Below are 13,252 nucleotides of genomic sequence, written 5' to 3' on the forward strand. Positions count from 1 at the left end.
CGCCTCCCAGTCTGCTGCTCGATTTGCAATCAGACTGGCACCGGAAACAGGGGCAAGGTCAGAAGCTTGAGCAGAGTTACCTTCTGAGTCTGTGGCCGCAGAGTGCCAAATTTGCCGTTTCGAAGAGCGATCTGAAATTGTGCCTGCGGGTCACCCGTGTTCAAGAAGTCCAGAATAGCTGTCCAAGCTCCCGCTCACGCTGCTTTCTTCCCTCTTCTGGTCCTGAGGGTCTTTTCGCTTTCCAGCAGCCGCTTGAGCGCCGCTTCGCTGCGGGTCAAGCCGTCCAGGTCGCTCTCTCCTTTGCTGGCGCGGGGTTCGTAGTCGTCGAGGATCTTGCCTTCAAGGTAGCGGTCGAAGATGACGGGGCAGATGTAGCTGCTGCGGGTGACGGCGGGGGTGTTGCCGAGGTCGGCGGCGACGTACTTGACGCAGTCGACGAGGGCCTGCCGGGCCTGTTTTTCGGTGTCGGCGACGCCCGCTTCGGCGAGGTACTCGGCGGCGAGGAGGGTGCCGCCCCAGGTGCGGAAGTCCTTGGCGGTGAAGGGGCCGATGACTTCCTTGAGGTACGCGTTGAGTTCGCCGCTGCGGACGCGCCGGCGGGCGCCCTCGGCGTCTGTGGTCTGGAACAGCCACGGGCCGGGGAGTTCGAGCAGGCGGGTGATGTTCGTGGCGAGGGTGCGGTCGGTGGTGGCCTTGTGCTGGGTGATGCCGTGCTTGCCCTTGAAGTGGAAGGTGACGGTGTTGCCGCTGACCTGCACGTGCCGCTGGCGGAGGGTGCTGAGGCCGTAGGTTTTGTGCTGCTGGGCGTAGATGTCGCTGCCGACGCGGAAGCGGGCGACGTGCAGCAGGCGGGTCATGAGGGCCGTGACCTTGCGGGGGGGGAGGCCCTGGGCACGCAGGTCGCTGGCGGTGACGGTCTTGAGGGTGCCGAGCGCCCCGGCGAAGCGGGTGAGGCGCTGCCATTTTTTCAGCGCGCCGGCCTGCACGAAGTCCGGGTGGTAGCGGTACTGGAGGCGTCCGGCGGCGTCGCGGCCGAAGGCCTGGAGTTCAGCGTCCGGGTCGGGGCTGACGTACACGTCCACGTAGGCGGGCGGAACGGCCAGTTTGGCGATGCGGTCAATCCCGGCTTGTTCGCGGTAGGGAGTGTCGTCCGGCCAGAAGTACTTGAATTTTTTGGGGTCGCTGCCCTCACGGCGCAAGTATTCCCCGGCGAGGAGCTCGGTGCGGGACGTCATTCTTCGGCCTTCATGGGCAGCTGCCAGTTGATGGGCGTGAGGCCCGCCTCTTCCAGGGCGGCGTTCACCTGGCTGAAGGGGCGGCTGCCGAAGAATTTCGCCTCGCTCAGGGGGCTGGGGTGCGCGGACTCGATGATGACGTGCTGGGCGCCGGTGATGAGTTTCTTCTTCTTACGGGCGTAGGCGCCCCACAGGACGAACACGACCCGGTCGGGTTTGGCGTTCACGGCGCGGATGACGGCGTCCGTGAAGTGCTCCCAGCCCTTGTTCGCGTGACTGTTGGCCTGCCCCTCGCGGACGGTGAGGACGGCGTTCAGGAGCAGGATGCCCTGCTCGGCCCAGGCTTTCAGGTACCCGTGGCGGGGTGGGGTGAAGCCGGGCAAGTCAGCGGCGAGCTCCTTGTAGATGTTGCGTAAGGAGGGGGGGATGGTCACGCCGGGGCGGACGCTGAAGCTCAGGCCGTGCGCCTGCCCGGGGCGGTGGTAGGGGTCCTGGCCCAGGATCAGGACCTTCACGTCACCCAGGGGCGTGAAGCGCAGCGCGTTGAACACGTCCGGCGCGGGCGGGAAAACGTTGCCAGCGCGGCGTTCTGCCACCAGGAAGTCCTTCAGTTCGTGGAAGTATGGGGCGCTGAACTCCCCGGCCAGGACCTGCTGCCAGTCGTCGGGGAGGCCGCTGGGCACGATGGCTTTCGGGGTGTCGGATGTGGGCGTGTGGCCGAAGAGGTCGGGCTGGTCGCTCATGATGGTCCTTTGTACGGCACGGGGGCGCGGCGTGGGTGGGGATTTCTCCGGGAGTCCCTTGGCTTTCCGTTCGGCCCGGAGGTCGGCTTTCTTGCGGCTGCCGTGCTTCACGTAGATGCGGCGGGCTTCGACCTCGAATGCGGGGCTGGCGCGGGCGGCGCTGATGCGGGCGCGGGCGCGGCGTCCGGCCTCGTGTTCGTTCACGATGGGGGGCGGGTAACTCAGGCGTCCGGCGCCGCTCCACTCCCACGGGGCGTGGATGAAGTCAGTGGGCACGTCCGCGAGTTCCGGCAGCCAGCGGCGCAGGAACACCCCGTCCGGGTCCTGTTCGCGCGCCTGCCGGGTCGGGGAGTAGATGCGCACGCGGTTGATGCCGACCGTGCTGCTCTGCATCTGCATCTGCGACCAGTGAATGCCGGGCTCGTTGTCCAGCCACTCGCGCGCCAGGAACAGGCCCGGGCGGCGCCAGTGCAGCCAGAGGTGCTGCGTGGCGAAACTGACCAGCAGGGCCCGCATGCGGAAATTCAACCAGCCGGTGTCTTGCAGCATTCGCATGCAGGCGTCGATCAGGGGGTAGCCGGTCTGCCCGGCCTGCCAGCGGTCGAAGAACTCCGGGGTCCACTCGTGTTCGCGCAGGCCATCCAGGGCGCGGTTCAGGGTGCGGAATTCCATGTCCGGCTGGCTTTCCAGGCGCTGCATGAAGTGGCAGTGCCAGTGCAGCCGCGACTCGTACGAGCGCAGGGACCGCACCCAGCGCGGGTCGGCGCCTGTGTCGCCGCGCACCTGCGCGAGGCGCACGCGGGTGGCCTGCACGACCTCCCGCAGGGACACGGTACCGAAGGCCAGCGGCGCGCTCAGGCGCGAGCAGCTGCTTTCGGCGCTCAGGGGGCTGCTCATCTCGCGCATGTAGTTCACGCCGCGTACAGCCAGAAAGGACTCCAGCGTGTCCAGCGCGGCGGCGCGGCCCCCTGGCGGAATAATCTTCGCGTTGGCGGGTACGCCCAGTTCGGCGTGGGTGCGCAGGCGGCCGGGGTCGGCGTCCACGCCGGTCAGGTGCGCGGGCGCGGCGACCTGCGGGGCGCTCAGGCGCTCCTCCCAGGTGGCGGCCCAGCCGTCCCGGTTGCGCATGCGGCGGATCACGCCATTCTGCGGCAGTTCCGTCAGGGGCAGCCCGCGCGCCCGCGCCCAGGCCCGCACCCGGCGGTCCCGCACGTAGCTCACGCCGTTGCCGGTTTCCTCGTGCGCCCATACACCGGTCACGCCGTGCGCCTCGCGCAGTTCGTCGAGCACCGCCACCGCCTCGCCCACCCGGACGACCAGCGGGGTGCCCAGGGCGCGCAGGCTGGCGTCCAGCTCGCGCAGGGACTCGTTCAGGTACGTCAGGTGATGCCCGGCGAACTCCTCGTGGGTCAGCTGCTCGGGCTCGTAGATGAACACGGGCAGGACCGGGCCGCGCCGCGCGGCCTCAGCCAGGGGCGCGTGATCGTGCGCGCGCAGGTCCTTCTTGAACCACACGAGTTGAGTCCCGCCCAGCATGCCGGTCACTCTTCCGCGTGCGGCGCGGCGGGACGGTACGCGCGCCCCCCGTCTTCAGAGGACATGAATGCCCGCCCCGGAAGGACGTGCGCTCACCGGTTTTGCCTGGGGGTGGTCAAACCGCGCCGGGCCGCGTGGTCTGCGCCCGGACCGTCCCGGGTCTACTTGACCTTCACGCGGATGCTGAATTTCAGCGTTTCGTTCACCTGCATGCTGCTGACGGTCCAGCGGACGTTGGTGTAGCTGCTGGTCGGGGCGGGCACGTCCCGGGTGACGCTCTGGCCGCCCTCGGTGGTCGTGACGCGGCGCCTGGGCTGCGCGCTGAAGGTCTTGCCGCCGTCAATGGAGTAGCTGACGGTCCAGCGGTCCCCGGCGGGTGTGGTCAGGACGCTGAATTCCGTGCCGCGCGGTACGGGGAGGTTGACGTTCAGGGCACCCAGGCGCCGGCCGGAGACGTTGCGCAGCGTGACCTGTTCGCGCAGCAGGTCGCCGGGCAGCACGGTCTTGGGGGACTCGATGACCGTTTCGGTGGTGGCGCCACTGCTGTCGGTGCTGCGTTTGATGAGGTCCTGCGTGAGGGTGAACGTGACGTTCGCGGGCGCGCTGGACTGTCCATGGGCGGCCGTGAGCAGAAGGATCGGCAGGGTCAGGCGCTTCACAGGAAAACCTCCGGGTGGGCAGAGTCGGGCCCGTAGCAGAGAGCAGCGGCCGGGCTGGGGTGCTCCCGGCGGCCGCTGCTCATGCTGTCGTGACCTCGCAGCAGGACATGGTGCCCTGCGTCACGTTGACCCGTGGGTTGTGATTACACGCCGAGCCGGCCGGCGCTGGCCTTCACGATGGGCGTACCGTTCCCGCCGTCGAACGCGTCAATTTCCTCAATGAAGCGGTCAAAGAGGTAGCGGCTGTCGTGCGGGCCGGGGCTGGCTTCCGGGTGGTACTGCACGGAGAACACCGGGTAGCGGCTGTGCGCCATGCCCTCAAGGGTGCCGTCGTTCAGGTTCACGTGGGTGGGCACGAACGCCCCATTGGGGATGGAGTCGATGTCCACCGCGTACCCGTGGTTCTGACTGGTGATCTCCACGTTGCCGGTCAGCAGGTTCTTCACGGGCTGGTTGCCGCCGCGGTGACCGAACTTCATCTTGAAGGTCTTCCCGCCTGCCGCGAGGCCCAGAATCTGGTGGCCCAGGCAGATGCCGAAGGTGGGCAGCAGACCCATGAGTTCCCACGCGGTCTTGTGCGCGTACTCCAGCGGGGCGGGGTCACCAGGGCCGTTCGACAGGAACAGGCCGTGCGGTTGCAGCGCCATGATCTGCGCGGGGGTGGTGTGGGCAGGCACCACGATGGGCTCGATGCCGACCTCTGCAAGCCGCTCGATGATGGTGTGCTTGATCCCGAAGTCCATCAGGACCACGCGCTTGCCGTGGCGCAGGGTGGGGAACGCGTAGGGCAGCGCAGTCGTGACCTCCTTGGTCATGTCGTGCCCGTCAATGTCCTGGTGACCCAGGGCGCGCCCGACGTACACGGCTTCCTCGGCGGGCGTGAACTCGCCGTACGGATCTTCCGGGTGCGTGAAAGACCGGTGCGCGATGACGCCCTTGACGACGCCGCCCGTGCGCAGGCGGCGCACCAGCGCGCGCGTGTCGATGCCCTGGATGCTCACCACGCCGTACTGCTGCATGAACGCTTCGAGGGACTGCTGCGCGCGGTGGTTGCTGTACTCGCCGCTGAACTCGCGGCCGATGAAGCCGCGCACGTAGGGCTTGTTGCTCTCCATGTCGTAGATCGCCACGCCGTAGTTCCCGACGTGCGGGTACGTGATGGTCACGATCTGCCCGTTGTACGAGGGATCGGTCATGATCTCCTGGTACCCGGTCATGGAGGTGTTGAACACCACCTCGCCTACAGTCTCGCCGCGGTGCCCGAACGCGTACCCGCGGTACACGGTGCCGTCTTCCAGAGCCAGGATGGCCCGTTCTTTCCTGATCATGCGTCCTCCATTCGCGCCTCTCCGGACGCGTTTCATGGCTCAGCTCTGCGCGGCACCGTGGTCACCCGGTGGGGGTTACCAGCGGTAGCGCACGCTCGCCTTGCCGATAATGACATTCCCCGCCACGGAGCGCTGTGAGGTCGTTCCGTCAAATCGGTTGATGAGATCCGCCCCGGCCGTCAGGGCACCGCCCAGCATGCCGCTCATGGCCTTGTTGCCGCTCAGTTCTCTGGGCAGCATCCCGGCGAGGTCCTGCGCGGTCAGGTCCGCCGGGTTCGGCTGGTACGCCCAGCCCGCCGAGCCCTGCATGGTCAGGTTCGCCGCTCGGAACGCCGCGTCGTCCGCCAGCACGGGACCGTCCGCCAGTGCGGCGTCCAGCGCCTGCTGGCTGAACGCAGTGATCAGGTACTCGCCCCGGAAGGCGTACACCATCTTCAGTCCCTTCAGGGACTCGTCCAGGCCCTGGCTGGCCCCGGCCATGCCCGCCCCGAGCATCAGGGCCTGGGTGTCCATGTCAGCCACCGCGCCGTCCATCAATGCGTCCATGCCGGACTTCGCCAGGGACTTCACGGTGCCGCGCAACCCGTCCAGGGCCTCGTTCACGCTGCGGGCGTATTCAGGCAGGTGCGCGTCGGCCGCCGCGCGGTCCGTCACCCGCTGGTACGACACCACGGTCGCCAGCGAGGCCAGCGGATCCTCCTCTGTCTGGTTGAGGCTCGCTTTCATCCCGCCAGCCAGGGTGACCTGCGCGCACTCGTCGCCCAGGTAACGTCCAGCCTGCTCCAAGTGACTGGCGAGCTGGCTGTCCGTCAGGAACCCGAACGGTTCGAGCAGGTCCACGCGGGTCAGCCAGCGGCCCAGGTACGCGCTGGTCTCCGGGTGGCAGGCGGTGGCCTGCACGGCCTCGGCACTGGCGGGAATCACGCTCTGCACCTCGAAGTCGGTGGTGTCCAGCAGGAGGCGGGTCAGCGGCTTGTCCTTGCCACTCTGGTTGACGACCTGCGCGCTGGCGGTCGTCCAGCCGCCCGCCGTGGTGGTCAGGCCACCCGCGACCTGCCCCAGGGTGTCCAGGGCGTCCACGACCGGCGAGAGCAGGCGGGGCAGCATGACCTGCGCCAGCTGCGAGCGGATGACCTTCGCGGCGGCGCTGAAGTTCGCGTACACGCCGAGTTCCTGCACGCCCGCCGCGCGCTGCGCCGCCGCGTACGGCGCGGACGCCGCCAGGGTCGGTGCGGCCTTGCCGCTCAGACGGCCCAGGTACGCCATCAGGAGGGCCTTGTCGCTGGACACGTACACCAGTCCGTTTGAGGCGCCCGCGAACACGTCATCCACGCGGGAGAAGGTGTAGCGGCCCACGCGCGCGCCGGGTTTCTCGGGCAGCATCTCACCGAGCATCTCGTCGGTCAGGGCGCCCGAGCGGGTTACCGCCAGCAGCGCGGGTTCAAAGGCCCCCTTCTTCCCCTGCACGCTGAACACCCCGGCGATGCCCTCGCGGCCCAGCGAGTCACCCAGCACCGCCTGCGCCACGCCCAGCATGCTCCCGGCGTCATCCTCACCCAGGTCGGCGGTGCTCAGCACACGTTCCAGGACACCACTGAGCCGCTTGAGGGCGGGCGCGGCGCCATGGGTTTCCAGGGTCAGGAGCGCCCCGGCGGGCAGGCCGTCGGCCAGGGGACGGACGGTCTGCGCCTGGGCGGCGCCCGAGGAGAGAAGGGCGGAGACGGTCAGGGCGGGCAGGAATCGGGTCACGCCCGCGAGCCTACACGCCCCCCCGATCGGGTGGTGCCTCACCTGCGGTGTCCGCCTGCCGGCTGTCCGGTCACCGCAGCTCCCGGTACATGGCGATCTCGTTGCAGTTCTCGAAGAACGCGCAGCGCTGGCATTCACTCCAGACCTTCGGGTGCAGGTTCGTCTTCTCGATGCGCGTGAAACCGCACTTCTCGAAGAAGCCCTGCTGGTACGTCCACGCGAACAGCGCGGGCAGGTCGATCGCGCGAGCCTCCGCCTCGCACGCCGCGACCAGTTGTTTGCCCAGGCCGCGCCCCTGCATGTTCGGGTGGATCGCCAGCCCGCGCACCTCGGCCAGATCAGGCGCGAGCATGTGCAGGCCGCACACGCCACCCAGACCGCCTGGCTGCCCCTCGTGCGGTTCGGCCAGCACGAGGTGGAAGTCACGGATGGTCTCCGCGAGCAGCGCCTTGGACCGCACCAGCATCAGCCCGCGCGCCGCCCAGTACCCGATCAGTTCGTGAATCGCGTCAATGTCGGACAGCCGCGCCTTGCGGAAGGTCAGCGGCGCGTCCGGGTGAATGTCCGGCACCGCGATGGACTCCAGGGAGAGCGTCACGCGCGCCCCCCCCGGGCCGCGGGGCTCAGCTCAGGGTGCGCATCCAGGTGGTGCCGCCGGGCCGCTCGCCGCGCGACCGGTACGCCTGCACCTGCGGCGCGTCGGGCAGTTCGCCCATCACGACCGCCAGCGGCACCTGCGTGAACCCGAACGAACTCCAGTCCCCGCCCCGACTGAACATGTAGATCGCGCGGTCTCCACGCCCCTGCGCGTACTCCACGGCGCTCATGACCAGCCGCCGCCCCAGCCCACCACCGCGCGCTTCGGGCAGCACCGCCGCGCCGCGCAGCAGTGAGGCGCCGTCCCCGTGCTCCAGGCCGATCGCACCGATCGGCTGCCCGCCCCGCTCCAGCACCCAGTACGTGGTGCCGCCCGCGAGGGCCGCCTCGGTGTCCAGGCCCGCGTCGTGAAACACGCGGGTCACGGTGTCCTTGTCTTCGGGGGTCGCCATTCGAACGTGCACGGAATCGGTCATGCGCTGCTCCTTCAATGAAAGAAAGCTCGGCGGTCACAGTGACCGCAGGTCGACACGGGTGTTGCGTGGCGACAGCATAGCGCAAGGCCGCGTGGAAGCACTGCCACGGAGGCCGTGAGGTGAGGGGCAGCCTTCTTGGCGTGTTCACCTCTGGGTCACCTCGGTCACCTGCGGCAGGTCCAGCCGCCACACGAGTTCCTCGTCAATCCAGCCCTTGCTCAGGCCACTGCGGACCTGCGGCACGTCCGGCAGGGCCTGTGCGATCTCAGCGGCGCTGGACGGCACGAAGCCGAACCGAGTCCAGTAATCCCCGGCTTCCGAGCTGAACAGAAACACCGTGCGGTCCCCGCGCAGGCTGGCGTGCGTCAGCGCGGAGCGCACTAGCGCGCGGCCCAGGCCCTGGCTGCGCGCTTCGGGCACCACGGCCGTCGAACGGATCAGGCTCACGCCCTGGCCGTGCTCCAGGCCGATGCAGCCGCCGGGCACGCCGTCCAGATCCGCGATCCAGTACGTCCCCGCACCCAGGTCCACGCTGGCGGTGTGCAGCTCCGTGCGGGTCAGGAGGTCCAGAACGGTGGGCAGGTCCGCCGGGGCGGCCTGACGAAGTTTCACGTGCATGTCAGTCAGGGTCATGGGGTTCCTCCAGGGGGACCGGGACAGAGGATGGGGGGACGGGCCGGATCAGGGGGCGGAGTCAGGAGTTCAGGCGAGTCTTAGCGTGTTCGATGGCCTCGCGGACGCGGTCCGGGGCGGTCCCGCCGAAGCTGGCGCGCCCACGGACGCTCTCCTCGACGGTCAGGGACTGCGCGACCTCCGCGTTCAGGAGGGGGTGGGCGGCGCGCAGTTCCGCGTCGGTGAGGTCCCACAGCTGCCGCCCGCTGCGGCTGGCGACACCGACCAGTCCGCCCACGACCTCGTGCGCCTCGCGGAACGGGACGCCCTGCCGGGCCAGGAAGTCCGCGACGTCAGTGGCTGTGCTGTAGCCGCGCGCGGCGGCGGCGCGGGTCACGTCGGCGTGCCAGACAGTCTTCGGCATCATCTCGGCGTACAGGCGCAGCACGATGCTGAGGGTGTCGTACGAGTCGAACACGCCCTCCTTGTCCTCCTGAAGGTCCTTGTTGTACGCCAGCGGCGTGCCCTTCACGACCGTCAGGAGGCCCATCAGGTTCCCGAACACGCGGCCCGCCTTGCCGCGCGCGAGTTCGGACACGTCCGGGTTCTTCTTCTGCGGCATGATTGACGATCCCGTCGTGTGGGAATCCGGCAGGGTGATGAAGCCGAACTCAAAGGTGGAGTACAGGATCAGTTCCTCTGACAGGCGCGACAGGTGCGCCGACAGGATTGCGCAGGCCGACAGGAACTCCAGCGCGAAGTCCCGGCTGCCCACCCCGTCCAGACTGTTCGCCGTGGGCCGCGCGAAGCCCAGCGCCGAAGCCGTCGCGTGCCGGTCCACCGGCCAGGGCGTCCCCGCCAGCGCCGAACTGCCCAGCGGCGACTCGTCCATCCGCTCGGCGGCGTCCCGGAAACGGCCCTCGTCGCGCTCCAGCATCGCCACGTACGCCATGAACCAGTGGCTCAGCAGAATGGGCTGCGCCACCTGAAGGTGCGTGTAGCCCGGCAAGATCACCTCAGATTCCAGGTGCTTCTCGGCCTCGGCCAGCATCACCGCGCGCAGCGCCCGCGTTTTATCGGCCAGATCAAGCGCGGCTTCCTTCGTGAACAGCCGGAAATCCACTGCCACCTGATCGTTGCGGCTGCGGGCCGTGTGCAGCTTCCCGGCCACCGGCCCGATCCGGTCCCGCAGGGCCGCCTCGACGTTCATATGAACGTCCTCGCGGTCCAGGCGCCACTCGAAATTCCCCGCTCGGATATCGGCCAGCACGGCAGTCAGCCCGTCGGTGATCTGCGCGACCTCCCCGGCGGTCAGAATGCCGACCTGCCCCAGCATCGCCACGTGCGCGAGGCTCCCGCGGATGTCCTGCTCCGCGAGCCGCTGGTCGAAGCCCACCGACGCGTTGAACAGCTCGACCAGCCCGTCCGTCGCCTCCGCGAAGCGCCCACCCCAGAGTTTCTTATCCTGCGTATTCGTCATTGCATGTCCTTGTCTGCCGTGCTCTGAACCGACGTCAGTCGAGCGTGAAAGAGGAAAGCGAGTGCCAGAGCCAGACCAACCCACTCCACGAGACAGTGGTCAACCCCAGTGAGAGGAGGCGCTGGCTCCGCGGTCGCAGCACGGCGGCCAGCACCAGCCCGAACCCGCCTGCGCCAAGAAGGGTCAGCAACGCGAGCAGGATGAGCGGGGTGAAGATGTTCATGACGGCCCGACCTCCTTCACCAGCACCACCGGGGCGGGGCTGTTTGGGTGGGCGTGCGCGTAGGGTTCGTCGGTGACGGTGTACCCGAGCCGGTCGTAGAAGGGCAGCACGTCCAGATTGAACTGGCTGACAGCCAGCAGCACGCGCCCGTACCCGCCCATGCGGGCGACGTGTTCGACCTCGCGCACCAGGGCGCGGCCCACGCCGAGGCGGCGGGCCTGCGGGACGGTCGCGAGTTTATTCAGGGTCAGGGTTCGGTCGCCGTCCGGGCGGTACCCGACGCAGCCCAGCACCTCGCCGCTGCCCACGGCCAGGAACCCGCCCGAGCCAGGGGCCAGCAGGGACCGTTCCAGGTCGGCGGGCGTGGTGCGGGTCCAGCTGCTGCGGGGGTCCATTCCGGCGGCCATCATGACGGCGTGAAAGGCGGGGATGTCGTCTGGGTTCACGGGGCGCAGCGTCACGACGGACCTCCCGGGATCAGGAGTTTCAGCTCGGCCTGCGGCGTGAAGCCCAGCGCCTCGTACGTGGGCCGCCCGGCGTCCGACGCGGTCAGGGTCACGATGTCCACGCCCCGCACGCGGCACTGGGCGAGAACCGCCTGCATGAGCGCGCGGGCGAGCCGCTGGCCCCGGTGCGCGGGCTGCACGTACACGTTCAGCACGTACGCGCGGGTCGTGGCGGTCGTGTCGGCGTTCGGGGGCAGGTCGGTCCAGAGGATGCCCGCCCCGGCGATCACCTCTCCTCCACCCTCGACCAGCAGCCCGGTGTACGTGCCTGCCGCGAGCGTCCGAGCGTGCCACGCGACCCCGGCGTCGTGCACGGCGGCCAGCCGCGCGGGGTCGCTGCCCATGTCCACGAACATCGCGGTGCGCTGCGCCTGGATGGTGGCCGCGTCCCCCGGGGTGGCGTGGCGCAGGGTGAACCCGGCGGGCAGGGTCACAGCTGCACCCGCCCGGGAATCTGGTTCAGGTGGTGCAGCTGGTGCTGCACGTAGTCCTGGGTGATGAAGCGCAGCGTGACGGGTGCGCCCCCGCCGATGCTCAGGGTGTAGTCCAGACTCGCCGGGGGCAGGGTGTCGATGACCTGCGCGAGCTGCGTCTGGTACGCGACCCACAGGGCCAGCACGTCCGCCCAGGGGCGCTGCTGGTAGCCGCCCGCCTCAACCCACGCGGTCTGGTCGTAGCCGGGCAGAGCCAGGCCGTCCTCCCGGCTGGCCCGCACGAACCGGACGTGGTTGTTCACGCCGCTGTCGATCAGGTGACCGAGGATCTCCTTGGCGCTCCAGACGCCGGGTGCGATCTGGTGGGACGCCTGGAGGTCGGTCAGCTCCCGAAGGGTGGGCTGCCAGTGCGCGACAACGTGGGCGAGTCCGGTCACGGTCAGACCTGGGCGGGTTCCTTGGCGTCGGCCCTCGCTTTCACGCGGGCCTGGACGCGCATGCGCAGGGCGTTGAGTTTGATGAACGCGCCGGCGTCGTGCTGGTTGTAGTCGCCGCCCGCCTCGAAGCTCACGAGGTCCTTGTCGTACAGGCTCTGGGGGGCCTTGCGTCCGGCGACGATGACGTTCCCGCGGTACAGCTTCAGGCGAGCGGTGCCGGTCACGGACTGCGCGACGTGGTCGAAGTACACCTGCAGCGCCTCGCGTTCGGGGGCGAACCAGAAGCCGTTGTACACGAGTTCGGCGTACTTGGGGCTCAGGGCGTCGCGCTGGTGCAGAACTTCGCGGTCGAGGGTAAGGCTCTCGACGGCGCGGCGGGCGTGGTACAGGACGGTGCCGCCGGGCGTTTCGTACACGCCGCGTGATTTCATGCCGACGAAGCGGTTCTCGACGAGGTCGAGGCGGCCCACACCGTGCTTCCCGCCCAGCTCATTGGCTTTGGCCAGCAGGGCGGCGGGGCTGAGTTTCTCGCCGTTGATGGCGACGGGGTCGCCGTTCAGGAACTCGACTTCCACGTATTCGGGCTCACTGGGGGCTTCGGTGGGGTCCACGGTCAGCTTGAACATGTGGGCGGGCGGTTCGGCCCAGGGGTCTTCCAGAATGCCGCCCTCGTAGCTGATGTGCAGGAGGTTGGCGTCGGTGCTCCAGGGGTCCTTCTTGGTGGTGGGGACCGGGATGCCGTGCTCGTGGGCGAAGGCTTCGAGGTCGGCGCGGCCCTGGAAGGTCCAGTCGCGCCAGGGGGCGACGGTGACGATGTCGGGCTTCAGGGCGTAGGCGGTCATCTCGAAACGCACCTGGTCGTTGCCCTTACCGGTGGCGCCGTGCGACACGGCCACCGCACCTTCCTTCTCGGCGATCTCGACCATCTTCTTGGCGATCAGCGGGCGGGCGATGCTGGTGCCGAGCAGGTAGTAGCCCTCATACAGGGCGCTGGTGCGGAACATGGGGAACACGTAGTCCCGCACGAATTCCTCGCGCAGGTCCAGCGCGTAGGCGGCGACAGCGCCGGTGTTCAGGGCCTTGACGCGGGCTTCCTCGACCTCGTCACCCTGGCCGAGGTCGGCGGTGAAGCAGACCACGTCGTAGTTCTTCTCGGTCTGAAGCCATTTGAGGATGATGCTGGTGTCCAGGCCGCCGCTGTACGCGAGCACGATCTTGTCTTTCGTCATGGGTCGAT

14 protein-coding genes are annotated in these 13,252 nt (G+C 68.8%); all 14 read right to left on the bottom strand.

The window, feature by feature from the left end; translation table 11 throughout:
* Nucleotides 1-194: 194 nt before the first annotated feature.
* The 14 genes from IEY63_RS19860 to IEY63_RS19925 all read right to left on the bottom strand — a co-directional run bounded on the left by IEY63_RS19860 (nt 195) and on the right by IEY63_RS19925 (nt 13,244).
* Entirely contained in the window at nt 195-1,235 is a 1,041-nt protein-coding gene (locus IEY63_RS19860) for a DNA topoisomerase IB (RefSeq protein WP_189070743.1), read from the bottom strand.
* Nucleotides 1,232-3,514, bottom strand: a complete 2,283-nt coding sequence (gene ung, locus IEY63_RS19865) for a uracil-DNA glycosylase (protein WP_189070744.1) — start codon at nt 3,512-3,514, stop codon at nt 1,232-1,234. Before ung ends, IEY63_RS19860 begins: the two co-directional genes overlap by 4 nt.
* Before the next feature lie 161 nt (nt 3,515-3,675).
* Nucleotides 3,676-4,173 carry a hypothetical protein gene (locus IEY63_RS19870; RefSeq protein ID WP_189070745.1) on the bottom strand — a complete coding sequence of 166 codons (498 nt, stop codon included), beginning with the start codon at nt 4,171-4,173 and terminating at the stop codon, nt 3,676-3,678.
* Between the two features lie 143 nt (nt 4,174-4,316).
* The gene (carA, locus tag IEY63_RS19875; RefSeq protein WP_189070746.1) at nt 4,317-5,501 is read right to left on the bottom strand and encodes a glutamine-hydrolyzing carbamoyl-phosphate synthase small subunit; all 1,185 of its coding nucleotides are present in this window, start codon (nt 5,499-5,501) and stop codon (nt 4,317-4,319) included.
* Nucleotides 5,502-5,576: 75 nt separating this feature from the next.
* Nucleotides 5,577-7,250: a hypothetical protein gene (locus IEY63_RS19880; protein WP_229784823.1), complete on the bottom strand. Its 1,674-nt coding sequence runs from the start codon at nt 7,248-7,250 to the stop codon at nt 5,577-5,579.
* A gap of 70 nt (nt 7,251-7,320) precedes the next feature.
* Nucleotides 7,321-7,848 (bottom strand): N-acetyltransferase, encoded by a 528-nt coding sequence (locus IEY63_RS19885; protein ID WP_189070747.1) that lies wholly within the window; start codon nt 7,846-7,848, stop codon nt 7,321-7,323.
* Nucleotides 7,849-7,873: 25 nt separating this feature from the next.
* Nucleotides 7,874-8,323 carry a GNAT family N-acetyltransferase gene (locus IEY63_RS19890; RefSeq protein WP_189070748.1) on the bottom strand — a complete coding sequence of 150 codons (450 nt, stop codon included), beginning with the start codon at nt 8,321-8,323 and terminating at the stop codon, nt 7,874-7,876.
* A 144-nt stretch (nt 8,324-8,467) separates the two neighbouring features.
* A complete protein-coding gene (locus tag IEY63_RS19895) occupies nt 8,468-8,956 on the bottom strand; it encodes a GNAT family N-acetyltransferase (RefSeq protein WP_189070749.1) in 489 nt (162 codons plus the stop codon).
* Between the two features lie 61 nt (nt 8,957-9,017).
* The gene (gene argH, locus IEY63_RS19900) at nt 9,018-10,415 is read right to left on the bottom strand and encodes an argininosuccinate lyase (protein ID WP_189070750.1); all 1,398 of its coding nucleotides are present in this window, start codon (nt 10,413-10,415) and stop codon (nt 9,018-9,020) included.
* 34 nt (nt 10,416-10,449) lie between these two features.
* A complete protein-coding gene (locus IEY63_RS19905) occupies nt 10,450-10,638 on the bottom strand; it encodes a hypothetical protein (RefSeq protein ID WP_189070751.1) in 189 nt (62 codons plus the stop codon).
* Complete coding sequence (locus tag IEY63_RS19910) at nt 10,635-11,099, bottom strand: GNAT family N-acetyltransferase (protein ID WP_229784824.1); 465 nt, start codon at nt 11,097-11,099, stop codon at nt 10,635-10,637. Before IEY63_RS19910 ends, IEY63_RS19905 begins: the two co-directional genes overlap by 4 nt.
* A complete protein-coding gene (locus tag IEY63_RS19915) occupies nt 11,096-11,578 on the bottom strand; it encodes a GNAT family N-acetyltransferase (RefSeq protein WP_229784825.1) in 483 nt (160 codons plus the stop codon). The genes IEY63_RS19910 and IEY63_RS19915 overlap by 4 nt, the downstream gene beginning before the upstream one ends.
* Nucleotides 11,575-12,015 carry a DinB family protein gene (locus IEY63_RS19920; RefSeq protein WP_189070752.1) on the bottom strand — a complete coding sequence of 147 codons (441 nt, stop codon included), beginning with the start codon at nt 12,013-12,015 and terminating at the stop codon, nt 11,575-11,577. The genes IEY63_RS19915 and IEY63_RS19920 overlap by 4 nt, the downstream gene beginning before the upstream one ends.
* 2 nt (nt 12,016-12,017) lie before the next feature.
* Nucleotides 12,018-13,244, bottom strand: coding sequence for an argininosuccinate synthase (locus IEY63_RS19925; RefSeq protein WP_189070753.1), 1,227 nt, complete (start codon nt 13,242-13,244; stop codon nt 12,018-12,020).
* Between the last annotated feature and the right edge of the window lie 8 nt (nt 13,245-13,252).

Source organism: Deinococcus radiotolerans (assembly GCF_014647435.1).
In the GTDB taxonomy this organism is placed as follows: Bacteria; Deinococcota; Deinococci; order Deinococcales; family Deinococcaceae; genus Deinococcus; species Deinococcus radiotolerans.

What these genes read in the sequence shown, in the direction of transcription:
- carA (WP_189070746.1), bottom strand. Translation starts at nt 5,501, where the DNA reads ATGATCAGGAAAGAACGGGCCATCCTGGCTCTGGAAGACGGCACCGTG.
- IEY63_RS19895 (WP_189070749.1), bottom strand. Translation starts at nt 8,956, where the DNA reads ATGACCCTGACTGACATGCACGTGAAACTTCGTCAGGCCGCCCCGGCG.
- IEY63_RS19905 (WP_189070751.1), bottom strand. Translation starts at nt 10,638, where the DNA reads ATGAACATCTTCACCCCGCTCATCCTGCTCGCGTTGCTGACCCTTCTT.
- IEY63_RS19860 (WP_189070743.1), bottom strand. Translation starts at nt 1,235, where the DNA reads ATGACGTCCCGCACCGAGCTCCTCGCCGGGGAATACTTGCGCCGTGAG.
- IEY63_RS19890 (WP_189070748.1), bottom strand. Translation starts at nt 8,323, where the DNA reads ATGACCGATTCCGTGCACGTTCGAATGGCGACCCCCGAAGACAAGGAC.
- ung (WP_189070744.1), bottom strand. Translation starts at nt 3,514, where the DNA reads ATGCTGGGCGGGACTCAACTCGTGTGGTTCAAGAAGGACCTGCGCGCG.
- argH (WP_189070750.1), bottom strand. Translation starts at nt 10,415, where the DNA reads ATGACGAATACGCAGGATAAGAAACTCTGGGGTGGGCGCTTCGCGGAG.
- IEY63_RS19925 (WP_189070753.1), bottom strand. Translation starts at nt 13,244, where the DNA reads ATGACGAAAGACAAGATCGTGCTCGCGTACAGCGGCGGCCTGGACACC.